Source organism: Promicromonospora citrea, assembly GCF_013004695.1.
GTDB lineage: Bacteria > Actinomycetota > Actinomycetes > Actinomycetales > Cellulomonadaceae > Promicromonospora > Promicromonospora citrea.
Genome location: NZ_JABEMG010000009.1, coordinates 38,278 through 62,590 on the forward strand (window position 1 = coordinate 38,278; position 24,313 = coordinate 62,590).

Consider the following 24,313-nt stretch of genomic DNA (forward strand, 5'->3'; position numbering starts at 1 on the left):
CGCCACCCGCACGACGACGGACGAAGGAGAAGCGTGAGCACCAAGAGGAAGCCGTCCCCGCCACCCGAGATCGAGGGCTTCGAGTACCGCAAGCTCATCGGCTCGGGTGGTTTCTCGGACGTGTTCCTGTACGAGCAGCAGCGTCCGCGGCGCCAGGTCGCGGTCAAGGTGCTGCTCAAGGAGTGGTCGAGCGAGACCCAGCGGGCGGCGTTCGACGCCGAGGCCGACCTCATGGCAACCCTCGGCAACCACCCGTCGATCGTCACGATGTACGAGGCGGGCGTGGCCAACGACGGCCGCCCCTTCCTGGCGATGGAGTACTGCTCGCGCCCGAACCTGGGCGCGCGCTACCGCTCCGAGCGGTTCTCCGTGGCGGAGGCGCTGCGCATCACGATCCAGATCGCGGGCGCCGTGGAGACGGCGCACCGGCTCGGCATCCTGCACCGTGACCTCAAGCCGTCGAACATCCTGGTGACGCAGTTCGGCCACCCGGCGCTCACCGACTTCGGCATCTCGTCGACGGTGGACGAGGCGTCGGCCGCGGAGGGCATGTCGATCCCGTGGTCGCCGCCCGAGTCGTTCGGCGACCCGCCGATGTCCGGCATCGCGACCGACGTCTGGGCGCTCGCCGCCACCTGCTACACGCTGCTGGCCGGGCGCACGCCGTTCGAGGTGCCCGGCGGCTCCAACACGTCGGCGGACCTCGTGCGCCGCATCGAGCAGGACGAGCTGCCGCCGGTCAGCCGCAGCGACGTCCCGCCGTCGCTGGAGCGCGTGCTGCGGATCGCGATGTCGAAGCAGGTCACCTCGCGGTACCCGACCGTGCTGGCCTTCGCGCGCGAGCTGCAGAAGGTCCAGGTCGAGCTGTCGCGCGACGTCACTCCCATCGACCTGCTGGACGAGTCCGGCGCGATGCAGGAGGACGACGCGGAGGCCGACGGCACCCGGCTGCGCCAGGTCGTCACGATCGACCCGGCGGGCCCGCAGCCCGCGCAGAGCGCTTTCGGCCCGGCGGGCGGGTTCGCGCCGAACGGCGGGTTCGGCCCCGGTGGAGCCGCCGGGGCGCTGAGCGCCGCGGCGGGCGGGACGTACGCCCCGGCCCGTCCGACGCAGGCGACGGCGCCCGCCTCGGACGCGGAGGACACCGTCTACCGCGGCACGGCGGACCCGGCCACGCAGGGCACGCAGGCCTCGGCAGGCGTGGGCGCGCAGCAGGCACCCGTGCAGGCGCCCGCCGAGGAGCCCTCGGAGCAACCGAGCCGTGGCGGGCTGTGGGGCGTCGTGGCGGGCGTCGTCGTCGTCGCCGTCGTCGCCGTGTCGGCCTGGGCGCTGACCCGTGGCACCGACGAGCCGACGGGCGAGGAGACGGCGGCGACGTCGACGTTCGTGCCGCCGCCCCCGGCGGGCGGGTACGTGCCGCCCGTCGCGAAGCTCACGGCGGAGGTCAAGGGTGGGGACGCGGTGTTTTCCTGGACCGCCCCGACCTCGATGGAAGAGGGTGACACGTACGCGTACCGCGTGCTGGAGCTGACGGGCGACCCCGTGCCCGAGCCCGTGCCGGGCAACGCGACGACGGTCACGGTACCGCTCGACGGTGAGCAGGAGCTGTGCGTCGAGGTGCTCGTGGTCCGGTCGAGCAAGGCGTCGCGCGGCGAGACCGCGTGCGTGACCCCGTAGGACGAGTGTGGAGCGAGGCTCCGGGCGGCCGCGCCCGGGGCGAGGACACAGGGAGGTGAGTGGATGAACGGCCTAGCGATCGAGTTCGCCGGCGAGTGGTTTCGGCCGTCCGAGGAGGGCGTGCCCTTCGACATCGGGCGCGAGGGTGACCTCGCGATCGACGACAACCCCTACCTGCACCGCCGCTTCCTGCGCATCACGCTCGAGGACGGCATCTGGTGGCTGTCCAACGTCGGCTCCCTCATCGCGGCGACCGTGTGCGACGCCGGGGGAGGCGTGCAGTCCTGGCTCCCGCCCGGCAACCGCCTGCCGCTGGTGTTCCCCACGACGTCGATCGTGTTCACCGCCGGCCCGACGACGTACGAGATCACCGCGCAGCTCGACAACGCGCCGTACCACGAGATCCGCTCGGAGGACGACGAGGGCTCCGGCGCCACGACAATCGGCGCGATCAGCTTCACCAAGAGCCAGAAGCAGCTCATCGTCTCGCTGGCCGAGCCGATGCTGCGCCGCGAGGGCACGGGGCTGAGCGAGATCCCGTCGTCGGCAGCGGCGGCCCGCCGGCTCGGCTGGGCGAGCACGCGGTTCAACCGCAAGCTCGACAACGTGTGCGAGAAGCTCGACCGGATCGGGGTCAAGGGCCTGCGCGGCGGGCCCGGCGCGCTCGCGACCAACCGCAGGGCGCGCCTCGTCGAGTACGCCGTGGCCTCACGTCTCGTCACGGCGGCGGACCTGCCGCTGCTCGACGAGCCGGACGACGAGAAGGGGGCCACCGGATGAGCGGGCCGAGGAGAACCAGGGCCCAGGTCGTGGTGGCGTGGGCCATCGGCGGCTTCGCGATCGTCTGGGTGCTCGTGGTGTTCGGCACCGTGCTGGTCACGGGAACCGGTACGGGAAACTTCTTCGACCCCTGGCGCGCCCTCGGGCGGGTGCTGGTCCAGGGGTCGACGTGGGCCGCAGCGGCCGGCGGTGCCGTGGTCGGCGGGGTGGTGGCCGCCATCGTGGACGGCCTCCAGGACAAGAGGAAGTGACGGGGAGGATTCATGCGCGTCAAGGTGACGCTCGTACGGTCGGACGGTAGCCACGACGACGTCGTGATGACCGCCGACGCCGGCGCTCGGATCGGCGAGATCGCCGACACGATCGCCCGGGTGGACCCGTCGGCGCCCGGCGCCCCGGGCCGGCCGCGCACGCTCGAGGCGCAGCTGCCGGGGCAGGACCGGCCGGTCCGGCTCCCGGCGGACGCCGCTCTCGGTGAGGCCTGGATCGGCTCGGGCGCGTTCGTCGCGTCGGTCGAGCAGGCGATGCCCGGCTTCGACTACCCGGGGTCGGACGCCGTCCGCGCGGCCGTCCGGATCGAGGGCGGCGGGACCGTCGAGCTCACCGAGGGCTCGTGGGTGCTGGGGCGCTCGCAGGAGTGCGACGTCGTCGTCGACGACCCCATGGTGTCCAAGCAGCACCTGCGCCTGGACGTGTCCGAGGGCATCGAGGTGGTCGACCTCGGCTCGGCCAACGGCATCCTGGTCGACGGCGTGCACGTGCAGCGTCTGCGCATCGAGGGCTCGCAGAAGGTCGTGCTCGGTGACACCACCGTCACCATCGAGAGCCGCAGGCCCGCCACGATCACCGGCGTGACCCCGAAGGCCGGCCCGGTCTCGTTCACCCGCTCCCCGCGCGTCGAGGCGCGTTACCACGGCGAGGAGTTCGAGTCTCCGGAGGCGCCGAAGGAGACCGAGCCGTCGGAGTTCCCGTTCCTCGCGCTGCTCGCCCCCGTGCTCATGGGCGGCAGCATGTTCGTCCTGACGGGCCGCGTCTTCTCGCTGCTGTTCGTCGCCATGGCGCCGCTCATGATGGTCGGCAACTTCGTGACCCAGAAGCGGCAGAAGCGCAAGCGGCTCGAGCGCGACGTCGAGCGGTTCGAGGAGCGCCTGACCTCGCTGCGCGAGGTGCTCAAGGAGGAGAAGGAGGTCGAGCGCTCGGTCCGCCTGCGCGAGGCCCCCGCGACCCAGCACGTCTACGTCGAGGCGATGCGGCACGGCCCGCTGCTGTGGACGCGCCGCCCCGAGCACTGGAGCTTCCTCAACGTCCGGTTCGGGCTCGGGACCATGCCGTCCCGCAACTCGGTCAAGACGGGCGGCAAGGGCCAGCTCATCAAGGAGTACCAGGAGATCCTGGACGAGCTGGTCGAGCAGTACAAGGACGTGGACGGCGTCCCCGTCGTCGAGAACCTGTACGACGCGGGCGCGCTCGGGTTCGCCGGGCCGCCGCCGCGCGTGATCGGCTCGCTGAACGCCGTGCTGCTGCAGCTCACCGGCCTGCACTCGCCGTCGGAGCTGGTCGTGACCAGCATCGTGAGCCCGGTGTGGACCCAGCACCTGAGCTGGCTCACCTGGATCCCGCACACCTCGTCGGCCCACAGCCCGATCGAGGGCCACCACCTCGCGGACTCGGCGTCCGGTGCGCAGCGTCTGCTGGCGCAGCTCGAGGAGCTCATCTCGACCCGTCTCAAGGCGGCCCGCGGCGGCACCCGCCGAGGTGCGATCGCGGAGGACAACGCGGCGCTCGAGCGCGGCGGCGACGTCGGCGGCAAGAGCACGGCCGACACGGGCACCAAGTCGCCGGTCCCCGCGGTGGTCGTCGTCATCTCCGACGACATCGACGTGGACCGGGCGCGGCTCATCCAGCTCGCGGAGATGGGCGCCGACGCCGGCGTCTACCCGCTGTGGATCTCCGCCGAGGCGGCCGCGCTGCCCGCGGCGTGCCGCACGTTCGTCGAGGTGACCCAGGAGGGCCCGCGCGTCGGCATGGTGCGCCTCGGCCGTTGGGTCGACGACATCGTGCTCGAGGAGGTCGACGGCAAGACGGCGCTCGAGTACGGCCGCCGCCTGGCCCCGGTGTTCGACGCCGGTGCGATCGTCGAGGACGCGTCCGACCTGCCGCGCTCGATCACGATGCCCGCGCTGCTGGGCCACGACCTCTTCGAGAGCCCGGACGCCGTGATGGAGCGCTGGCGGCAGAACCTGTCGGTGTACGACCGCACGGGCAACGGCGCGAAGCGCAAGCGCCCCGGCTCGCTGCGCGCGATCGTCGGCTCGGCCGGTGTCGACGCCCAGCACCTCGACCTGCGCACCCAGGGCCCGCACGCCCTCGTCGGTGGTACGACCGGCGCCGGCAAGTCCGAGTTCCTGCAGGCGTGGGTGCTCGGCATGGCCGCCGAGTACAGCCCCGACCGCGTGACGTTCCTCTTCGTCGACTACAAGGGCGGCTCCGCCTTCGCCGACTGCGTCAACCTGCCGCACTGCGTGGGCCTCGTGACCGACCTGTCGCCGCACCTGGTGCTGCGCGCGATCACCAGCCTCCGGGCCGAGCTGCACTGGCGCGAGCACCTGTTCAACCGCAAGAAGGCCAAGGACCTGCTCGAGCTGGAGAAGCGCGGCGACCCGGAGACGCCGCCCGCCCTCGTCATCGTGATCGACGAGTTCGCGGCCCTGGTGGGCGACGTGCCCGAGTTCGTGGACGGCGTCGTCGACGTCGCCCAGCGTGGCCGCTCGCTCGGCATCCACCTCATCATGGCGACCCAGCGGCCCGCCGGTGTCATCAAGGACAACCTGCGCGCCAACACCAACATGCGCGTGGCGCTCCGCATGGCCGACGAGTCGGACTCCTCGGACGTCGTCGACGTCAAGGACGCCGCGTTCATCGACCCGGCGATCCCGGGGCGCGGCCTCGTCAAGACCGGCCCTGGCCGTGTGCAGGCGTTCCAGTCCGCCTACGCGGGCGCCTGGAGCACGCGAGCGCCCGAGCGCGCCAAGGTGGAGGTCGCCCGCCTGCACTTCGGCCGCGAGGAGAAGTGGGAGGAGCCGGTCGTCGACGACGGCAGCCCGGAGGAGAAGGACCTCGGCCCGAACGACCAGCAGCGTCTGGTCGCCCGGATCCAGGAGGCCTTCGAGCGCGGCCGCCTGCCGGTCCCGCGCCGCCCGTGGCTCGACTCGCTGGCCGACGTCTACGACCTCACGCGCCTGTACCAGCGCACCGACACCGAGCTGCTCATCGGCGTCGCGGACATGCCGGAGCAGCAGGCCCAGGCGCCGGTCTACTTCAACCCGGACAAGGACGGCCACCTCGGCGTCTACGGCACGGGTGGTTCCGGCAAGTCGACCGCGCTGCGCACCCTCGCCGCGGTCGCCGGCATCACGCCGCGCGGCGGCCCCGTGCACGTGTACGGCCTCGACTTCGCGGCCGGCGCGCTGCGCATGCTCGAGTCGCTCCCGCACGTCGGCACCATCGCCAAGGGCGACGACACCGAGCGCGTCGTCGGCCTCATGCGGATGCTGCGCGACGAGCTGCAGCGCCGCGGCGAGGCCTTCGCCGCGGTGAACGCGGCGAGCGTCACGGAGTACCGGCAGGTCACCGGGCGCCTGGACGTGCCGCGCATCCTGCTGCTCGTCGACGGCTTCGCGAATTTCCGCGACGAGTACGAGGTCGGCGCGGGCCGTGCGGAGTGGTTCGAGGCGTTCCGCGACATCCTCAACGACGGTCGCGGCCTCGGCATCCACGTCGTGTTCACGGCCGACCGCTCCGGCGCCGTGCCGACCTACGTCCGGTCGCTGGTGCAGCGCAACATCCTGCTGCGCATGACCGACGACGGCTACCTCGCCTTCAACGCGCCGCGCGACATCATCACGCCGACGTCGCCCGCGGGCCGCGCCATCGTGGACTCGCTCGAGGTGCAGGTCGCCGTCGTGGGCGGCACGAAGTCGGTGCAGGAGCAGGCGGTCGCGACCGACCGGCTGGCCGAGTCGATGCGCCGTGCCGGCGTGCGCCCCGCGCCCGCCGTCAAGGTGCTGCCGACGGAGTACGGCGCCGAGGTGCTGCCGCCCCGGATCGACGGGCAGCCGGTGCTCGGCCTCGACAACATCGCGCTCGAGCCGCTGGGCTTCGACCCGACGGGCACGCTCGTCGTGGCGGGCCCGCCGGCGTCCGGCCGGTCCAACGCCCTCGTGCACATCGCGCGCTCGGTCCAGCGGGCCAACCCGGAGGCGCGCCTGTACCTGTTCGCGCAGTCGCGCTCGCCGATCGCGGGCGAGGTCGCATGGACCGACGTCGCGATGGGCGTCGACAAGGTCGCCGAGATGGCCAAGGAGCTGCTCGCCGCCGTCCAGGACGAGGACACGGAGCCGGGCATCGTCGTCGTCATCGAGGCGCTCAGCGAGTACCTCCAGACGCCGGCCGACAAGGCGATCCAGGACCTCACCAAGGCGATCAAGAAGTCGGACCACCTGCTCGTCGCGGAGAACGAGACGAGCTCGTGGGGCGCGACCTGGCCGCTGCTGTCGGAGGTCAAGAACGGCCGCCGTGGTCTGCTGCTCCAGCCGGAGAACCTGGACGGCGACACGATCCTCAAGACGTCGCTCCCGCGGGCCGCCAAGGGCGAGTTCCCCGTCGGCCGCGGCGCCTGGATCGCCCGCGGCAAGAGCGTGCGGGTGCAGCTGCCTCTGGTGCTGGGCGCCGGGGGCTGACCGTCCGAGGGGCGACCATGGGGAGGCCTCCCCATGGTCGCCCCGCGCGTGCCACCGGTACGGTTCTGGCGGACGAGAGACCTGACTGGACAGCAGGGGGTAAACGATGGCCGGCTACGACCTGTCGATCGACATGGAGCAGCTGAGGAAGCTGAGCGATGACCTGAAGGCCATCTCCAACGAGCTGGAGCACGCCGACGGGAACGCCAAGGACGCTGCTGAGGCGACCGGCCACGACGAGCTGCGTGACCGCGTGAACGACTTCGCCGACAAGTGGGAGATCAAGCGCGGCGAGATGCTCGAGAACGTCAAGAAGCTCTCGGGGATCATCACGTCGATCTCCGAGGCCTTCAGCGAGGTCGACACGGGACTCGCCAAGGCCCTCGAAGACGCGGCAGCGAAGTAGGAGACGAGCGATGAGCGACAAGCAGTGGGAAGAGCTCGACGGCGAACCGAACACGGTCGCGAACAAGGGGAAGAAGTACACCGAGCTCGCCGAGGCGATCACCCGGTCCGTGTCGACCCTGCAGCAGATCGTGGACGACACCAACACGACGGCCAAGGCGATGGACAAGACGCGCAAGCTCGCCGGCGAGGTGCGCGAGGACATCGAGAAGGCCAAGGAGCGCTACGCCTACACCGGTGAGGCTCTGAGCACCTACGGTGCCGCGCTGCGCACCGCGAAGGCGGAGGCGGACCCGGCCGCGCAGCGTCTGCGGACGCTGCGCAACGAGCTCGAGACCGCCCAGGCGGCTGCACGCACCGCTGAGAGCAACGTGGACGATCTCCCGGACGACGCGAGCGACGCCGACAAGTCGGGTGCGCACCGGGCGCAGACCCAGGCGAACAACACCGTCGCCGAGCTCCAGCGCCAGATCACCGCCGCCGAGAGCGACTGGAACAACGGGCACAACGACAAGAACACCGCGGCCCGCAGCGCCATCTCGAAGATCGAGGAGGTCGTGAGCGGCGACAAGGTCAACGGCCTCAAGGACGGCTTCTGGGACCACGTCGGTGCCGCCTGGGACTCCTTCTACAAGTTCGCGAAGATCATCTGCGACGTGGCAGGGATCCTTGCCATCTTCCTCTCCTGGGTGCCCGTGCTCGGTCAGATCCTCGTGGCGCTCGCGGCGGTCGGCGCGATCCTCGCGATCATCGACTCGGCCGTGAAGTACATCAGGGGCGACATCGGCCTGACCGGGCTGCTCGTCGGCGTCGGGATCGGTGTGCTGTCCCTGGTCGGTGGCAAGGCCGCGGCCCACCTCGCGAAGGTGGCGAAGACCCGCACCATCATGACGGCGGTGGGACAGAACGGCGACAACTTCCTCAGTACCGCCGCCCGCCTCTCCGCCCGCGGCGACGACGGGTTCGCCGCGATCCGCAGCGCCGTCCGCGCCTCCGACGAGGGTGCTCTCGGTCTGAAGGCGGCGCTGAAGTCCCCGTTCGTGCGGAGCGACTCCCAGAGGGCCGTGTTCGAGGCGTTCAAGGCGGGCGACAAGACGTTCCTGGGGGCGCTCGCCGCCGGCACCAAGGCGAACTTCCCGATCCCGTTCAAGAACGGTATGGGTGGTGTGCTGTTCCGCGACGCCAACGACCTGGCCAACCTCTCGCGGCTCGGGATGAGCGTCGAGGGCCCGGTGAAGTCGGCGTACGCGCTGAGCGCGGCAACGACGATGGGCGATGTGCTGAAGGGCTTCTACGGAATGTCGTCGGGCTTCGAGCAGGGCGGTCTCGCCGGGGTCTCGGGTGTCACGGGCTTCGTCGGGTCGCACACCGGAGGGTCGTGGGGCAGCGCGGCCGGTGCGCCGAATACGATCATGGGTGATCTGAAGAACATCGGCCTGGTGAACTGACCGGGCCTTCGGGGGGCTGCGATGCGAGTGATCACGGAGTACGACCTGGCCATGCCGGAGGGGTGGCACCCCCTGCCGGTGACACCTGCGGACCAGCAGTGGGCGTCCGTGCTCGCACAGCAGATCATCGGCGGTGCCGAGACGATCGAGGAAGCGCCGGAGCTGCTCGCGCGACAGCTCCTGGAGGTCAAGGCGGCTGTCGACGCCACGCAGGTGACGGGCACACGAACGGCCGTGCTCGTGACCGATCCCACGACGCCGTTCCTGGACGCCATGTTCACGATCGTTCTCGGGCGGGGCACCTCGCCCGAGAAGTACGACGCCCAGCTCGAACGCGTCGTCGACGAGGTGGACACGGCCCAGGTGATGGGCCGTCAGACGATCGAGGGCGAGGTTCCGGGAGGAAAGGTGCGGGGCGCCCAGTTCCTCATCGGGCACCTGCCTGCCGACGAGTTCACGGCCGGCGCCCACCTCGAGGAGCGTGTGCATCTCGGCGTCTTTCCCGAGGACACCTCCGACATGGTCGACGTGACGATCATCGCGGCCAACGCAGGCCTGTTCACCGACCTTCCGGCGACAGCGGTCGGCATGCTGCAGAACCTGACCGTCCGTACCGAGGGGGCGGCATGACCAAGCAGATCCGGCTCGCGGACGGCGGGCTGCGCATCATCCTCCCGGGAACCTGGGCGAGCATCCCGCTCTCCGACGAGGAGAGCACCACCGCGTACGTCAAGCGGTTGGTCAAGCGACAGGTGGGGACGGCGGACCGGCTGGCGAGGATGCGCAGGAGCGCGGTGGAGGAGATCGTCGGGACGGCGCGTGAGGCCGTGCGTGCCGGCGTGCACACGTACCTCACCGCGCTGGAGATCCTGCCGAACGTCCCGTTCGCCGCCGTGATGATGCTCCTCGACATCGACTGGCCGGACACCGCGGGCCCGGCGCGGGAAGGCGGCGACACCGAGGAGGCGCTGACGGCCGCGTTCCCCGGTGCAGAGATCGCCGAGCTGCGCTACGGTCCCGTCGCCCGCCGGTGGGAGCTGGCGAACCAGCAGCTCGGTGAGGACGGGTCGGTGATCCAGACGCTCCGCCTCGAGTACTTCGTGCCGTATCCGTACGAGGGTTCGGACAAGCTGCTGATGGTCCGTGTCAATGTGCCGGAGGTGCCGAGCGCGGAGCCGTTCGCCGTGCTCTTCAACGAGATCGTGGACTCGATCTCGTTTCCCGAGGAGCTCCCCGAGGCCGACGGAGCGGCGGAGCCCGTGTCCGAGCCGGTCGCGACAGCGGGCGGCTGACGGCGATCCGCGCCGAGGCCGTGGCGACGTCGTCACGTCGCCACGGCCTCTGGTCCTGTTCGGGCGGCGCGACTCAGCCTTCGCGTCGGTTCGCCTCCCGGATGGCCTGCTTCATCCGTTCGACCTCGGCGTCCTGCGCCGAGGCGGCGTGCGGGTCTGCCTCGGTCCAGAGAGCGGTCAGCTCCTCGAGCGCATCCTGCCCGTCCGGCGTGGTCGCGCGGGCGGCTCGCCACGCGAGCACGTGTACCCGCTCGTCCAGAGCCGGGTCCTTCGTCAGGATCGCCGTGACCTGCTCGGGGATCGTCCCCCACGCGAGGCGCGCGACCCCACCGGCCTCCAGGGCGCTCGGAGTCGTGTCCGCGCTCGTCCCTGATCGGGCCTGGGCTCGTGCGATCGTGCCGAGCACGAGACTGCTCACGACGGCGAGCACGATGCCGACGCCGATGCCGCTCCCGACCCGGAGCGCGACCGACGCGTCGCTCACGAGCAGCAGGACCAGGATCCCGACGGCGATGCAGATGGCGTACCACCAGTAGCCGAGCTTCTGGAGAGCGGTGAACCAGGACGGCTCCGCGCCCGTCGCTCCACCCAGCTCGGCGTCGATCCGCGCCACCGCGTCGTCAGCACCCGCGGGCTGCCCCGGCGCGATGACGATCACCTTCCCGGACCGGGGCGCGGTCACCAGCCAGCTCACGTCGCTCGTCATGTCGTCCCTCCTGTGCTGTGGTCGTCACGAGAACCGTAGGCGCCTGCGCCCCCGGAAACGGACGAATTTCACCCGACGATATCGGGTTCGGGTGTCCCCGTCAGGAGTTCCACCTCGTCCTGAGCTCGTCCTGAGCTCGTTCAGCCGGGCCAGGACCGCGTTCGTCTCCGCCCCGCGTGCTGCGGCGACGTCCGGTGCGACCTCGTCGACGAGCGCCTGCCCGTCGCCGGCCGGCCGGCTTCTGCCGTCGTGCCCGTCCCGACGTCCGGCCGGGACGCCGGGTGCGACGCTCACCGTTCGAGGCGCGACCGCCCGGCGGCTAGGGTCACGGAGAGGCGACAGGGGGAGCGGAATGGCAAACAGGGACGTGGACGGTTCGGCGGCAGCGCCTCCGGGCGGGAGGCTCGGTCTCGTACGCCTGATCCTGCGCCCGATCGGGTACTGGTCGCTCGCGTGGGTCTGGCTCACGATCTGGTTCGTCGGCATCCTGCTCGCTCCCGGGTCCGTCGCCTACGTCTACGCCGACGACGAGGTGCAGCTCGGCACCGTGCTCCGTGAGACGCCGTTCATCGGCCTGGTGCTTCTGGTGGTCCTGTTCGTCCCGCTGCTCGCGGCGATCATGGGCCCCGGCGCCATGTTCTGGGTGCCGACGATGGCGTGGCCGCTGGCGCTGCTGTCCTTCGCCTACGCGTTCCGTGGGCTGCGCCCGTCGTACGCGCGTGAGCCCCTTTCCTGCACGACGCAGGCCCCTCGCGGGGGGACGCCCGGTCCGCCGACCATCGGCACCGTGGCCCTGTCGCTGAAGCCGGTGCGGCGCACGCGATACACGGACACGTTGATGAAGTGGTACATGGCCGGCTGGGACCTGCACATGGAGATCTTCTTCGCGGCGCTCCCGGCCGGTGTCGGCTGGGTGGCTCTCTGCGCCTGGGCCTCCCAGGACATCTCGACGCCGGTGCGTCAGGGACTGCTCGTCGCGGGCTGCGCGCTCGTGCTCGTCTCCGTGGTGCTCGTCGCGCGGGCGGTACGTGGCCTGTTCGCGCAGTGGGACGAGGCCTGAACCGGCCCCCGCGCATGGGGACTGATCCCCATCGACGGTCCGGCGGGGTCCCGTTAGTGTCGGGGTCAGTCGGATCGGCCGTGGGGGCCGGCCGGAACGAGAGGGGTATCTCATGGCGAACATGAACGTGACCTACGAGGAGCTTCGGGGCACCGCGGGTCAGCTGCGTAACGGGCAGACCGCGATCATGGACCAGCTGACGAACCTGTCGACCCAGGTGAACAACCTGGTGGCGTCGGGCTTCGTCACGGACCAGGCCTCGGGCAAGTTCCAGCAGTCGTACGAGGAGTTCACCACGGGTGCCAAGCAGGCCATCGAGGGTATCGAGGGTATGGCCTCGTTCCTGGAGCAGGCCGCGCAGACGCTGCAGGACACGGACCAGCAGCTGGCCTCGGGTATCTGAGACCTGCGCCGTACGGCGCGTGCGGGGCGGTCCGGACCATGACGGTCCGGACCGCCCCGCCGTCGTCTCCGGGACGCACGCAGGGTGGTCGAGCTGGTACAACGACGGGAGCTGCGCCGGGGCGCCTGCTCACGGCGACAGGACGACGAAGGGACGGCACGATGACGCACGGGACGGCTGCGACGGACACAGGCCGTGCGCGCGGCGGTCGGCCGGGCACGGTGAGCCTCGCGCTCCGGCCCCTCGGCTATCTGCTGGTAGGCCTCGTGTGGCTCGCGATCTGGCTGGTCGTGGTGGCGCTCGGACCGGGGATCCTGGTCTGGATCGCCGTCGACGGGACGATGACGTTCGGCGAGGTCGCCGGGAACCAGCCGGCCGAGTCGTGGGTCGTCGCGGGCCTGCTCGTCGTTCCGATCGTCGTGGCGGTCTGGGGACCGGGCGTCTTCTGGTATCTGCCGTGTGCGACCTGGCCGCCTGCGGCCCTCTCGTTCCTGTACGTCATCCGCTCGCTGCTGCCGAGGTACGCGGCCGAGCGGCTCTCGCACAGCGAGCGAGCGCCGCGAGGAACCAGCCTGGGGCCGCCCACCGTCGGTGGCGTCACGCTGTCGCTCCAGCCCGTTCGGCCCACCCGGCTGACCGACCTCCTCATGAAGTTCTACCTGTCCGGGTGGGACATCGACGGGCGTGCGTTCCTCGCGATGCTCCCCGCCGGGCTCGCGTTCGTCCTCGCTTTCCCCGCGCTGGCGACCGACATGCCGGTCGGTGTCCGGGTAGGGTGCGGCGTGTCGACCGTCGCGCTCGCGATCTGGTCGACGCTGCGGGTCCGGTCCAGGTTCCGGGACCGCTTCCGCGCGGGGCTCGTCCGCTCGTGGGCCGATGGGGACTAATACCCATCGACGGTCCGGCGGGGTCCCGTTAGTGTCGGGGTTAGTCGGATCGGCCGTGGGGGCCGGCCGGAACGAGAGGGGTATCTCATGGCGAACATGAACGTGACCTACGAGGAGCTTCGGGGCACCGCGGGTCAGCTGCGTAACGGGCAGACCGCGATCATGGACCAGCTGACGAACCTGTCGACCCAGGTGAACAACCTGGTGGCGTCGGGCTTCGTCACGGACCAGGCCTCGGGCAAGTTCCAGCAGTCGTACGAGGAGTTCACCACGGGTGCCAAGCAGGCCATCGAGGGTATCGAGGGTATGGCCTCGTTCCTGGAGCAGGCCGCGCAGACGCTGCAGGACACGGACCAGCAGCTGGCCTCGGGTATCTGAGACCTGCGCCGTACGGCGCGTGCGGGGCGGTCCGGACCATGACGGTCCGGACCGCCCCGCCGTCGTCTCGAGTCAGGGCCCGACGAGCGGTCAGGGGGCACGATGGAGCGAGCAGAGGACGCGGCGGACGACGCGGCGACGGTGCACCGGGCGAGCCGTCTCCTGCGCCCGGTCGGCTACCTGCTGATCGGTCTGGTGTGGACGGCGATCTGGCTGACCGGGCTGCTCCTCCTGCTCGGCTCCGTGGCCTGGCTCGCGTTCGCCGACCCCGAGCCGCTGGTCGAGGGGGTGGGCGAGCGCCTGTCCCACCCGGTCGAGGCCGTCGCGTTCGTCGTGATCGTCCTCCCGGTCGCCGCGGTCGCGATCGGTCCCGGCGCCTGGTACGTGCTGACGGCGTCCTGGCCGCTCGCGGTGCTCTCGTTCGTGTACGTGGTGCGTTCGCTGCGGCCGTCGTACGCCCACGAGAAGCTCTCCTTCACGTCGTACGCCCTGCCGGGCAGCACCTTCGGCCCCCCGACGGTGGGCGGCGTCGCGCTCTCGCTCCAGCCCGTGCGGCCGACGTCGTTCACGGACACCGTGATGCGCTTCTACCGGACCGGGTGGACGTTCAGCGGCCGCATGGTGCTCGCGATGCTCCCTGCCGGCCTCGCGTGGGTCACCGCGATCGCCGCACTCGTCCGCGGCGTGCCCGACACCGTCCACGTGGTCGCCGCGGTCCTCACGGCGGCCCTCCTCGGCGTCTCGCTCGTGCTCGGACGTCGCGCGTTCCGGGCACAGGCGGAGCCGGAGGTGCCCGAGCACGAGCGGAGCGTCGGCGCGATGTCCCCGAAGGAGCGGGCGAGGCGGCTCCGGGCGCTCAGGAGGCAGCGCGACCGGAGGCAGCGGAACGCCCGCTGACGGTGGTTGTTCACAACCCCCGCACGTCCACCCCGCGAGAGCCCGTGAGGTGCACCTAACCCGGTCGGTAGAATCATGGGCGGCCTTCGCTTCCTCCTGACTCCTCGACCGGAAGGCGCCCCTTCGTGAGCACCACCCGACCCTTGCGCGTCGCCGTCGTCGGCGCCGGCCCCGCCGGCATCTACGCGAGCGACATCCTGTCCAAGACCGACCTCGACGTCAGCATCGACCTCTTCGAGCGCCTCCCGGCGCCGTTCGGCCTGGTGCGGTACGGCGTGGCCCCGGACCACCCGCGCATCAAGCAGATCATCGTCGCGCTCCACAAGGTGCTGAGCCGTGGAGACATCCGCCTGCTCGCCAACGTGGACTACGGCGTGGACGTGAAGCTCGAGGACCTGCGGCAGTTCTACGACGCCGTCATCTTCTCCACCGGCTCGATCAAGGACGCCGACCTCGACATCCCCGGCATCGACCTCGACGGCTCCTACGGCGCCGCGGACTTCGTGTCCTGGTACGACGGTCACCCCGACGTGCCGCGCACGTGGCCGCTGAACGCCAAGGAGGTGGCCGTGATCGGCGCGGGCAACGTGGCGCTCGACGTCGCCCGCATCCTGGCCAAGCACGCGGACGACCTGCTGCCGACGGAGATCCCGGCCAACGTGCACGAGATCCTCAAGGCCTCCCCGGTCACGGACGTGCACGTCTTCGCGCGTCGCGGCCCGGCCCAGGTCAAGTTCTCGCCGCTCGAGCTGCGCGAGCTCGGCCACGTGCCCGACGTCGACATCGTCGTGTACCCCGAGGACTTCGAGTTCGACGAGGGCTCCGAGGCCGCGATCAACTCGTCCAACCAGACCAAGCAGGTCGTCAAGACGCTGGTCGACTGGACGCTCAAGGACCCGGCGCAGAACACGGCGTCGCGCCGGCTGCACCTGCACTTCCTGCACGCCCCTGCCGAGGTGCTCGGCGAGGACGGCAAGGTGGTCGGGTTCCGCACCGAGCGCACCGCGCTGCAGGGCGACGGCACCGTCAAGGGCACGGGCGAGTTCCACGACTGGCCGGTCCAGGCGGTCTACCGCGCCGTCGGCTACTTCGGTTCCGCGCTGCCGGAGATCCCGTACGACGACGTCAAGGGCGTCATCACCAACCGCGAGGGCCGCGTCGTCGACATCGACGGCAACCAGGTGCCCGGGGTGTACGCGACCGGCTGGATCAAGCGCGGTCCGGTGGGCCTCATCGGCCACACCAAGTCCGACGCGTCCGAGACGGTGCGCCACCTCGTCGAGGACGTCACCGGCGTCGCGGACGGCGAGGCGCCGGGCGACCTCACCGCGGGCCGCGTCGCGCCGCAGGGCGACCCCGGCGCGATCACCGAGTTCCTCGCCGGCAAGGGCGTGGACTACATCGAGTGGTCCGGCTGGGAGCTGCTCGACGCGCACGAGCGCGCGCTGGGCGAGGCCCAGGGCCGTGAGCGCGTGAAGGTCGTGCCCCGCGACGAGATGGTGACGATCAGCCGCGGTCGCTGACGCACGGGCCGCCGCCGCGGGCGGCGCCCGGCACGAGCGGTGCCCGGGGGACGTGGTCCTCCGGGCATCGTCGTGCCACGGTCTGTCCCCGCCGCGGGAACCGACCGGCCGGACCGCGCGTTCTGGGGATGGAAAGGAGTGCGATGCGCAAGCACTACAACGGGCTCAAGACCGCCGCGCTGTTCGGCGGGATGTGGGCCGTGATCCTCGGGCTCTGGGCGCTCTTCGGCCGAAGCTCCGGGATGCTGTGGCTCTTTGTGCTCATCGGCCTGGTGACCACCGCCTACGGCTACTGGAACTCCGACAAGCTGGCGATCCGGGCGATGCACGCCTACCCGGTCACCGAGCTCCAGGCCCCGGAGATGCACCGGATCGTGCGGGAGCTGTCGACGCAGGCCCGCCAGCCGATGCCCCGCCTCTACATCTCCCCGACGAAGGCGCCCAACGCCTTCGCCACGGGCCGCAACCCGCAGAACGCCGCCGTCTGCTGCACGGAGGGCATCCTGCAGCTCCTCGACGAGCGCGAGCTGCGCGGCGTGCTCGGCCACGAGCTCATGCACGTCTACAACCGCGACATCCTCACGTCGTCGGTCGCCTCGGCGCTGGCCGGTGTCATCACGGCCCTCGCGCAGTTCCTCCTGTTCTTCGGCGGCGGCGACCGCCGGGAGGGCGGCAACCCGCTGGCCGCGCTGGCGATGGCGTTCCTCGCGCCCGTGGCCGCGATGCTCATCCAGATGGCCATCTCGCGCACCCGCGAGTACGACGCCGACGAGGACGGCGCGCGCCTGACCGGGGACCCGCTGGCGCTGGCGTCGGCGCTGCGCAAGCTCGAGCAGGGCACCCAGCGCGCCCCGCTGCCGCAGGACCGCGACCTCACGAACGTCTCCCACCTCATGATCGCGAACCCGTTCCGCGGCGCCGGCATCGCCCGCCTGTTCGCGACGCACCCCCCGATGCCCGACCGCATCCGGCGCCTCGAGACGATGGCGGGCGGCCCCTCGGGCCCGTACGGCCTCGGCGGCCCGACGGGCCCGGACGCGCCGCCGTGGGGCACGCCGCCGGGCATGCTCTGACCTGGCCTCCCGCCCCCGCGCGGGGTGCGAGACGTCACCCGCGGCGCGTTCGTCGCGGCCCGTGGGGACGGATACGGTGAGCAGGTCCCGACCGGACGTGCAGGGGCGTCCGGGTGTCACGCAGAAGGAGCACCACACATGGCCGACTCGTCGTTCGACATCGTCAGCAAGGTCGACCGCCAGGAGGTCGACAACGCGCTGAACCAGGCCGCGAAGGAGATCTCGCAGCGGTACGACTTCAAGAACGTCGGCGCGTCGATCGCCTGGAGCGGCGAGAGCATCGTGATCGTCGCCAACGCGTCGGAGCGCGTGCTCGCGGCGCTCGACGTCTTCGAGACCAAGCTGGTCAAGCGCGGCATCTCGCTCAAGGCCCTCGAGCTCGGTGACCGCGAGCCGAAGGCGTCCGGCAAGGAGTACCGCCTCGTGGCGACCCTCAAGGAGGGCCTTGCGGGCGAGTCCGCCAAGAAGGTCACCAAGATCATCCGGGACGAGGGTCCGAAGGGTGTCAAGACCCAGATCACGGGCGACGAGGTGCGCGTGACCAGCAAGTCCCGCGACCAGCTCCAGGAGGTCCAGGCCCTGCTGAAGGGCGCGGACCTGGACTTCGCCCTGCAGTTCGTCAACTACCGCTGAGAGCGGCGGGTCTCCCGACGGGAGCGGGGCGCCGCCGGTCGGCCGTCGCCCCGCTCCGGGCTCACCCGACACCCATCGGCTCCGGGGCGCGCTCGGCCGGCGAGCCTGCCGCGGGCGGGGTGGCCGTGCCGGGCGGGACGGCGAGCGAGCCCCGCCGCCGGAAGAGCAGCGCCGAGAGCACGGCGCCCGCGAGGTAGAGCCCGGCCGCCCACCAGTACGCGGTGGCGTAGCTCGTGACCGCGGCCTGCGTGCTCACGTCCGCGGTGACCGGCCCGTGGCCCGCCAGGTAGTCGGCCGCCGCGGTCGCGGCGATCGTGTTGAGCAGGGCCGTCCCGACCGACCCGCCGACCTGCTGGCTCGTGTTCACCATCGCCGACGCCACGCCCGCGAACTCGCGGTCCACCCCGAGCGTCGCCGTCTGCATCGACGCCGGCATGATCGTGCCCATCGCGAGGCCGATCGCGAGCATGCCCGGCAGGATGTCGAGGTAGGTGCTCGACGCGTCGAGGAACGCCAGCGAGACCGCTCCCGCGGCCCCCACCGTCATGCCGATCGGCACCAGCACCTTGGGGCCGAACCGGGGGAGGAACACGTTCGTCCCGAGCTGGGCGGCCAGCACGAGCATCGCCGTCAGCGGCAGGAACGCCAGGCCGGTCCCCAGCGGCGTGAACCCGAGCGTGAGCTGCAGGTAGTAGGTCAGGAACAGGAACAGCCCGAACATCCCCGCGCCCGCCACGAGCACCGACAGGTACGCGGCGCCCCGGGTGCGGTCGAGCACCGTCGAGAGCGGCAGCAGGGGATGGGCGGTGCGCCGCTGCCGTGCGACGAAGGCGACGAGGAGCACGACGAAGGCCGCGAGCGACCCCCACGTCACGGGCGCGCCCCAGCCGTCGCCCTCGGCGGACGCGAAGCCGTACACGAGGGCGAGGAGCGCCACGGAGGCGAACAGCGTGCCGGGCACGTCGAGGCGCGGCCGCGGCCCGGTGCGCTCCAGGCGCGGGACGAACGGGATCGCGCCGAGCAGCGCGATCCCCGCGATGACGACGTTGATGTAGAGGTTCCAGCGCCAGTCGAACGCCTGCGTCAGGGCGCCGCCGAGGAGCAGGCCGACGGCGCCGCCCGCGCTCGCGATCGCGCCGAAGGCGCCGAACGCGCGCGCCCGGTCGCGTGGCGCCGTGAACGTGGTCGTGAGCACCGCGAGCGCGGTGGGGGCGAGGAGCGCGCCGAACGCGCCCTGGAGCGCGCGGGCGGCGACCAGGAGCGCGAACGACGGCGCGGCACCGCCGAGGGCCGAGGCGGCGGCGAAGCCGACGAGGCCGATGACGAAGGTGCGCTTGCGGCCGACGAGGTCGGAGAGCCGACCGCCGAGGAGCAGCAGGCTCGCGAAGGCGAGCGAGTACGACGTGAGGACCCACTGCCGGTCTCCGTCGGAGAACCCGAGGTCGGCCTGGGCGGAGGGGAGCGCGATGTTCACGACGGTGACGTCGAGCACGACCATGAGCTGGGCGAGCCCGACCACGGCGAGGGTGATCCAGCGGCGGCGGTCCGCCGCGGGCGCTGCTGTCTGTGACATGCCCGTCAGCATATACGGAACTCACTAGTTCCGGATACGGTCGGTCTCGTAAGAGTCGCGTAAGGTTCGGTGGGTACGGGTGCGCAGGGTGCAGAGAGGAGGCCGACGGCGATGACGCAGGTCGACGCGGGCGGCGAGGCCCGCCCCACGCCCCGGCTCGGACGCAGGAGGGACCACACGCGCGACCCCGAGATCCTGGAGGCGGCGCTTGACGTCCTGGCCGAGACCGGCTACGACGGCATGACGATCGACATGGTCGCGACGCGGGCCAAGGCCGGCAAGGCGACCCTCTACCGCCGGTGGTCGTCGAAGGCGGAGCTCGTGCTCGAGGCCGTCGCGCACATGAAGCGGCCCGCACCGGCCGCCGAGCTCCCCGACACCGGGACGCTGCGTGGCGACCTGCTCGGGATGATCAGGCCGCCGACCATCCGCGACGGCGAGCGCAAGCTCAAGGTGATGGCCGGCCTGGTGTCGATGCTGGCGCGCACGCCCGAGCTCGCCGAGGCCGCCCACGAGGCCGTGACCGAGCCCCGCGCGGCGGCGTACCGGACGCTGCTGCGGCGCGCGATCGACCGCGGCGAGATCCCGGCCGACGTCGACGTCGAGCGGCTGGCCCTCGTCGTCCCGTCGCTGGTCGCCTACCGGGTGCTCATGGCGCGCACGCCGGCCGACGAGGAGTTCCTGCGGTGGGCGGTCGAGCACGTCCTCCTGCCGGCGGCGGGGGTGCGTGCCGGGGCCTGAGCCTGTACCCGCGTCCGGTCACCGGGTAGCATGTAGGTACGTACCTACATGCTGGGGTGGTCGAATGAGCGTCGTCACGTCGCGCGAGCTGAACCATGACGTGAGCGCCGTGAAGCGGGCAGCGGCTCGCGGACCGGTCGTCATCACCGACCACGGGCGTCCGTCGCACGTGCTGCTGACCTTCGCGGACTACGAGCGGCTCACGGGATCGCACACGAGCCTGGCTGACGCGTTCGTCATGGCCGACGAGATCGACGTCGAACCGGTGCGACCCGACGGGTCCGCCCGGGAGATCGACTGGTGAGGTTCCTGCTGGACACCGACGTCGTGGCAGAGCTCCGTAAGCCGGCCGGCCGCCGCACGGAGCCGTTCAACGCGTGGGCAGGCGAGCTGTCGCCGTCGGACACCTCGCTGTCCGTCATCACCGTGCTCGAGCTGCGCGCCGGGATCGAGGCCGAGCGACGGCGCGATCCGGAACAGGCCCGTGCGTTGGACACCTGGCTCGAGAAGAGCGTCCTGCCGAGCTACCTGGGCCGGATCCACGACGTGGACCAGGCGGTCGCCGACGTCGCCGCCCGCCTGCACGTCCCCGACAGGCGGCCTGCGCACGACGTCCTCATCGCGGCGACCGCGCACGCCCATGGGCTCACGCTCGTGACCAGGAACGTGGCGGACTTCCAACCGCTCGGGGTCGCCCTCGTCAACCCGTGGGACGAGCGATGAACCGCCTGCCGCGCGTGGTGGCCACCGACCTGGACGGCACCCTGCTGCGCAGCGACGGCCAGGTCTCCGACTGGACCCGCCAGGTGCTCGCCGACCTCGACACGGCCGGTGTCGAGGTCGTCTTCGTGACCGCCCGGCCGCCACGCTGGCTCACCCACCTCGCCGACACGGTCGGCGGCCACGGCCGCGTCATCTGCATCGGCGGGGCCTGCGTGCTCGACCTCGCCACGGGCGAGACCCTCGACACCTACGGCTTCGCGGACGACGACGCCCGCGCCGTGGTCGGCGGCATCCGTGCCGCGCTGCCGCACGCGGCGCTCGCGGTGGAGCGGCCCGACGGCGTCGCGTTCGACCCGCACTACCCGCGGCGCGAGCCCGCGCTCGACCCGGGGCTGTGGTCCGTGCCGGTCGAGGAGACCCTGGGGGCGACCGGTCCGGTGTCGAAGATCCTGGCGCTCGACCCGGCCTACGTGCCGCCGCCCGGGATCCTCGTCGACCCGCCCGAGGAGATCCGCCGCGCGCAGGAGGCGTTCTTCGCCGCGGTGCGGACCGCGATCGGCGAGCACGCGCAGCTCGCGTACTCGGGCGCCGTGGGCCTGGCCGAGCTCATGCCGCCGGGCGTGGACAAGGCGGCGGCGCTGGCCCGCTGGTGCGCACGCCTCGGCGTCGACGCGGCAGACGTGTGGGCGTTCGGCGACATGCCGAACGACCTGCCGATGCTCACGTGGGCGGGCCGCGGCATCGCCGTCGCCAACGCGCACGCCGACGTGCTCGCCTGCGCCGACGCCGTCGTCGGCCACCACGACGAGGACGGCGTGGCCCTCGAGCTGGCCACGCTCGTCGCCGGGGCGCACTGACCGGTCGTCACGTCCCGGCGAGCCGTCCCGTCGAGGGGACGACGGCGCGCAGGGCGTCGTCGTCACCGGCCGGACCACGGCCGCGACGAGAGGACCGTGATGACCGACCTGACCGACCTGACCGAGCTCGCCGCCCCGCCCTCCGCCACGCCGCACCTGCGGACCGTGACGCCGCGCCTGAAGAGCCCCGCGCTGCTCCTGCCGGGCGCGCTGCAGGCGCTTCGGAGCCTCGGCACGCTGGTCGAGGGCCAGGGCGTGCCCGCGAGCACGCTCGAGCTGGTGCACCTGCGGGTCAGCCAGATCAACGGCTGCGGCTGGTGCATCGACTACGGCCTGCGTCAGGCGCGCAAGGCCGGTGTGTCGGAGGACCGGCTGGCGGCCGTGCCGGCGTGGCGCGAGTCGCCGTACCTGTCGGACGCCGAGTGCGCGGCGCTCGAGCTCGCCGAGGTGATGACCCGGCTCGCCGACAGCCCCGACGGCGTACCCGACGCCGTCTGGGACCGCGCCGCGCAGCACTACGACGAGCAGGGGCTCGCCGCGCTCGTGCTGTACGTCGGGGTGACCAACCTCTACAACCGCCTCAACGTGACGACCCGCCAGGTGCCCGGCACCTTCTGACGGGCGCCCGCCCGGTGCCCGGCGTCAGCCGAGCACCGGGCAGGGGCGCGAGACCGGGCCGCCGTGGGTCGGGTGCAGGGAGATCGTGACCGCCGCCAGGTCCCGGCCCGACGCCGCGACGACGCCGGCGGCGGTGCAGATGATCTGGTCGACCGCGACCGGGCTCAGGTCGGCCCGGCGCAGCGGCAGGTACACCGCGACGACGTCGCCCGTGTCCTCGACGATCGCGCGCGTCGTGGTCTCGGGGACCTCGCTGTGCAGGTCGGGTGCCGCCGGGTCCGTGTCGGCCAGGAGGAGCTGGACCGCGCCGAGCACCGTGCCGAGGCGCCCCGTGTCGCGCGCGTCGGGTCGCAGGCGCCCGGCGTCGTCGACGAGGTACAGGGTGGGGCCGGGCGCGAGCCCTGTCGGCGGTGCGCCGCCGTCCTCGACGCTGCCCGTGCCCACGCCGCAGCCGCCCAGCAGCGTGACGGCGGCCAGGACCACGGGGACGAGAGCCTTACGCACGGGTACCGCCCTCCTCCGGGTCGGGACCGGCCGCGGCGTCGAGCCGCCGGGGGAGCCGCAGCTCGAAGGTCGCACCCGCCTCGGCGCTATCGCGGGCAGTGACGTCCCCGCCGTGCAGCCGTGCGTTGACCAGGGTGATCGCGAGCCCGAGCCCGCTGCCCTCCGACGTCGTCCGGGACGAGTCGCCCTTGGTGAAGCGGCCGAAGAGCCGGTCCGGGTCGATGCCGGGGGGCAGGCCGGGGCCGTGGTCGGTCACGGTGACGAGGACGTCGTCGGTCCTGTCGTCGGGAACGGCCCGCACCTCGACGACCACGGGTGGGCGGCCGTGCCGCAGCGCGTTGCCCACGAGGTTGGCGACGGCGACGTCGACCCGGCGCACGTCGACGCGGGCGGGCACGGGCCCCGCCGCCACGACCGTGACGGCCTCGTCCCAGCCGCGGGTGCGCACCGTGTCGGTCACGACGTGCGCGACGTCGACGCGTTCGAGCCGCAGCTCGCCGACGCCCGCGTCGAGACGCGACAGCTCCAGCAGGTCCTCGGCGAGGCGGGCGAGCCTGCGGGTGCGGTCGACGGCCATCGTCGCGAGCTCGAGCTCCTGCGCCGACCGGTCCCGCGCGTCGGCCTGCAGCACCTCCATGATCGAGGTGAGCGCCATGATCGGCGTGCGCAGCTCGTGGGAGACGTCGGCGACGAACCGCCGCGCCTCCGCCTCCCGCCTGCGCAGCTCGCCGACCGACCGCTCGAGCGCGGCGGCGGTGTGGTTGAACGTGGTCGCGAGGTCCGCGAGCTCGTCCCGGCCGGACGGCGCGAGCCGTACGGCGAGGTTGCCCGCGGCGAGCTCGTCGGCGCTGTGCGCGAGCCGCTGCACGGGCCGCAGCACGCTGCGGGACACGAGGAGCGCGAGCAGGACCGCCAGCGGCAGCGCACCCGCGATGGTCAGCACGACCACGCGCGTCCAGCGGTCGAGCTGGGCCTCGGTCGCCGCCAGGTCGCGCACCACGTAGACGTCGACGCCCGAGTCGCGCTGCGCCCCGTCGACGCCGGTGAGGAGCACGGGCGTGGCCAGCACCAGGTGGGGACCGGCGTCGTCGGCCACGCGCTGCACCGCCAGCCGGTCGCCCGCCGCGACGGCGGACCGCAGCTCGTCGCCGATGAGCCCGAGCGCGTCGCCGGACGCCGACGTCAGCCCCTCGTAGGTGACCATCGCGTCCGGGCCGAGCGCTGTGCGCAGCCGGTCGAGGGCGTCCTGGTCGGGCGGGTACGCGATCTCGGGCGCGAGGCGCGTCACCTGGTCACGGACGGTGTCGACGGCGCCGCGCTGCGTCTCGGCGACCAGCGACGCCCGCGCGGCGGCGTACCCGGCGCCCGCCGCGGCCGCCGCGGTCGCCATCGCGAC

25 protein-coding genes are annotated in these 24,313 nt (G+C 72.2%); 21 read left to right on the forward strand and 4 right to left on the reverse strand.

Annotated elements, in window-relative coordinates; all coding sequences use genetic code 11:
• Nucleotides 1-33: 33 nt before the first annotated feature.
• From HLB15_RS03520 to HLB15_RS03555, 8 genes are all read left to right on the forward strand, one after another.
• On the forward strand, nucleotides 34-1,677 hold the full coding sequence (locus HLB15_RS03520; RefSeq protein WP_171103728.1) for a serine/threonine protein kinase: 1,644 nt from the start codon (nucleotides 34-36) through the stop codon (nucleotides 1,675-1,677).
• A 63-nt stretch (nucleotides 1,678-1,740) separates the two neighbouring features.
• Nucleotides 1,741-2,457: a hypothetical protein gene (locus HLB15_RS03525; RefSeq protein ID WP_171103730.1), complete on the forward strand. Its 717-nt coding sequence runs from the start codon at nucleotides 1,741-1,743 to the stop codon at nucleotides 2,455-2,457.
• On the forward strand, nucleotides 2,454-2,708 hold the full coding sequence (locus HLB15_RS03530; protein ID WP_171103732.1) for a hypothetical protein: 255 nt from the start codon (nucleotides 2,454-2,456) through the stop codon (nucleotides 2,706-2,708). The genes HLB15_RS03525 and HLB15_RS03530 overlap by 4 nt, the downstream gene beginning before the upstream one ends.
• 12 nt (nucleotides 2,709-2,720) lie before the next feature.
• On the forward strand, nucleotides 2,721-7,196 hold the full coding sequence (locus HLB15_RS03535) for a type VII secretion EssC family protein (RefSeq protein WP_171103734.1): 4,476 nt from the start codon (nucleotides 2,721-2,723) through the stop codon (nucleotides 7,194-7,196).
• Nucleotides 7,197-7,302: 106 nt separating this feature from the next.
• Nucleotides 7,303-7,602, forward strand: a complete 300-nt coding sequence (locus HLB15_RS03540; RefSeq protein ID WP_171103736.1) for a hypothetical protein — start codon at nucleotides 7,303-7,305, stop codon at nucleotides 7,600-7,602.
• 10 nt (nucleotides 7,603-7,612) lie between these two features.
• Nucleotides 7,613-9,049 carry a hypothetical protein gene (locus tag HLB15_RS03545; protein WP_171103738.1) on the forward strand — a complete coding sequence of 479 codons (1,437 nt, stop codon included), beginning with the start codon at nucleotides 7,613-7,615 and terminating at the stop codon, nucleotides 9,047-9,049.
• A 21-nt stretch (nucleotides 9,050-9,070) separates the two neighbouring features.
• Nucleotides 9,071-9,679: a hypothetical protein gene (locus HLB15_RS03550; RefSeq protein ID WP_171103740.1), complete on the forward strand. Its 609-nt coding sequence runs from the start codon at nucleotides 9,071-9,073 to the stop codon at nucleotides 9,677-9,679.
• A complete protein-coding gene (locus HLB15_RS03555) occupies nucleotides 9,676-10,341 on the forward strand; it encodes a hypothetical protein (RefSeq protein WP_171103742.1) in 666 nt (221 codons plus the stop codon). Before HLB15_RS03550 ends, HLB15_RS03555 begins: the two co-directional genes overlap by 4 nt.
• 73 nt (nucleotides 10,342-10,414) lie before the next feature.
• Here HLB15_RS03555 and HLB15_RS03560 read toward each other — a convergent pair whose 3' ends face one another.
• On the reverse strand, nucleotides 10,415-11,047 hold the full coding sequence (locus HLB15_RS03560) for a hypothetical protein (protein ID WP_171103745.1): 633 nt from the start codon (nucleotides 11,045-11,047) through the stop codon (nucleotides 10,415-10,417).
• Nucleotides 11,048-11,399: 352 nt separating this feature from the next.
• Between HLB15_RS03560 and HLB15_RS03565 the strand changes: the two genes are divergently transcribed.
• From HLB15_RS03565 to HLB15_RS03600, 8 genes are all read left to right on the forward strand, one after another.
• Nucleotides 11,400-12,107 carry a hypothetical protein gene (locus HLB15_RS03565; protein WP_171103746.1) on the forward strand — a complete coding sequence of 236 codons (708 nt, stop codon included), beginning with the start codon at nucleotides 11,400-11,402 and terminating at the stop codon, nucleotides 12,105-12,107.
• A gap of 112 nt (nucleotides 12,108-12,219) precedes the next feature.
• On the forward strand, nucleotides 12,220-12,510 hold the full coding sequence (locus HLB15_RS03570; protein WP_171103748.1) for a WXG100 family type VII secretion target: 291 nt from the start codon (nucleotides 12,220-12,222) through the stop codon (nucleotides 12,508-12,510).
• A gap of 161 nt (nucleotides 12,511-12,671) precedes the next feature.
• A complete protein-coding gene (locus HLB15_RS03575) occupies nucleotides 12,672-13,397 on the forward strand; it encodes a hypothetical protein (protein WP_171103751.1) in 726 nt (241 codons plus the stop codon).
• An 87-nt stretch (nucleotides 13,398-13,484) separates the two neighbouring features.
• Entirely contained in the window at nucleotides 13,485-13,775 is a 291-nt protein-coding gene (locus HLB15_RS03580) for a WXG100 family type VII secretion target (RefSeq protein WP_171103748.1), read from the forward strand.
• Between the two features lie 102 nt (nucleotides 13,776-13,877).
• On the forward strand, nucleotides 13,878-14,672 hold the full coding sequence (locus tag HLB15_RS03585; RefSeq protein WP_171103752.1) for a hypothetical protein: 795 nt from the start codon (nucleotides 13,878-13,880) through the stop codon (nucleotides 14,670-14,672).
• A gap of 125 nt (nucleotides 14,673-14,797) precedes the next feature.
• Complete coding sequence (locus HLB15_RS03590) at nucleotides 14,798-16,195, forward strand: FAD-dependent oxidoreductase (protein ID WP_171103754.1); 1,398 nt, start codon at nucleotides 14,798-14,800, stop codon at nucleotides 16,193-16,195.
• Between the two features lie 143 nt (nucleotides 16,196-16,338).
• A complete protein-coding gene (gene htpX / locus HLB15_RS03595; RefSeq protein ID WP_171103756.1) occupies nucleotides 16,339-17,268 on the forward strand; it encodes a zinc metalloprotease HtpX in 930 nt (309 codons plus the stop codon).
• Nucleotides 17,269-17,406: 138 nt separating this feature from the next.
• Nucleotides 17,407-17,901 carry a YajQ family cyclic di-GMP-binding protein gene (locus HLB15_RS03600; RefSeq protein ID WP_171103758.1) on the forward strand — a complete coding sequence of 165 codons (495 nt, stop codon included), beginning with the start codon at nucleotides 17,407-17,409 and terminating at the stop codon, nucleotides 17,899-17,901.
• Nucleotides 17,902-17,962: 61 nt separating this feature from the next.
• On the opposite strand, the gene HLB15_RS03605 is transcribed toward HLB15_RS03600, so the two are convergent.
• A complete protein-coding gene (locus tag HLB15_RS03605; RefSeq protein WP_229785721.1) occupies nucleotides 17,963-19,474 on the reverse strand; it encodes an MFS transporter in 1,512 nt (503 codons plus the stop codon).
• Nucleotides 19,475-19,585: 111 nt separating this feature from the next.
• Between HLB15_RS03605 and HLB15_RS03610 the strand changes: the two genes are divergently transcribed.
• From HLB15_RS03610 to HLB15_RS03630, 5 genes are all read left to right on the forward strand, one after another.
• Nucleotides 19,586-20,215: a TetR/AcrR family transcriptional regulator gene (locus HLB15_RS03610; protein ID WP_171103762.1), complete on the forward strand. Its 630-nt coding sequence runs from the start codon at nucleotides 19,586-19,588 to the stop codon at nucleotides 20,213-20,215.
• A 64-nt stretch (nucleotides 20,216-20,279) separates the two neighbouring features.
• Nucleotides 20,280-20,519 carry a type II toxin-antitoxin system Phd/YefM family antitoxin gene (locus HLB15_RS03615; protein WP_171103764.1) on the forward strand — a complete coding sequence of 80 codons (240 nt, stop codon included), beginning with the start codon at nucleotides 20,280-20,282 and terminating at the stop codon, nucleotides 20,517-20,519.
• Nucleotides 20,516-20,938 carry a type II toxin-antitoxin system VapC family toxin gene (locus HLB15_RS03620; protein ID WP_171103765.1) on the forward strand — a complete coding sequence of 141 codons (423 nt, stop codon included), beginning with the start codon at nucleotides 20,516-20,518 and terminating at the stop codon, nucleotides 20,936-20,938. The genes HLB15_RS03615 and HLB15_RS03620 overlap by 4 nt, the downstream gene beginning before the upstream one ends.
• Entirely contained in the window at nucleotides 20,935-21,795 is an 861-nt protein-coding gene (locus HLB15_RS03625) for an HAD family hydrolase (protein WP_171103768.1), read from the forward strand. Before HLB15_RS03620 ends, HLB15_RS03625 begins: the two co-directional genes overlap by 4 nt.
• A gap of 99 nt (nucleotides 21,796-21,894) precedes the next feature.
• Nucleotides 21,895-22,413, forward strand: a complete 519-nt coding sequence (locus HLB15_RS03630) for a carboxymuconolactone decarboxylase family protein (RefSeq protein ID WP_212759459.1) — start codon at nucleotides 21,895-21,897, stop codon at nucleotides 22,411-22,413.
• Nucleotides 22,414-22,437: 24 nt separating this feature from the next.
• Here HLB15_RS03630 and HLB15_RS03635 read toward each other — a convergent pair whose 3' ends face one another.
• Together HLB15_RS03635 and HLB15_RS03640 are read right to left on the reverse strand one after the other, a co-directional pair.
• Complete coding sequence (locus HLB15_RS03635; RefSeq protein WP_171103770.1) at nucleotides 22,438-22,917, reverse strand: hypothetical protein; 480 nt, start codon at nucleotides 22,915-22,917, stop codon at nucleotides 22,438-22,440.
• The coding region (locus tag HLB15_RS03640) for an ATP-binding protein (protein WP_212759460.1) at nucleotides 22,910-24,313 on the reverse strand (1,404 nt) is incomplete at its 5' end. The genes HLB15_RS03640 and HLB15_RS03635, both read right to left, overlap by 8 nt.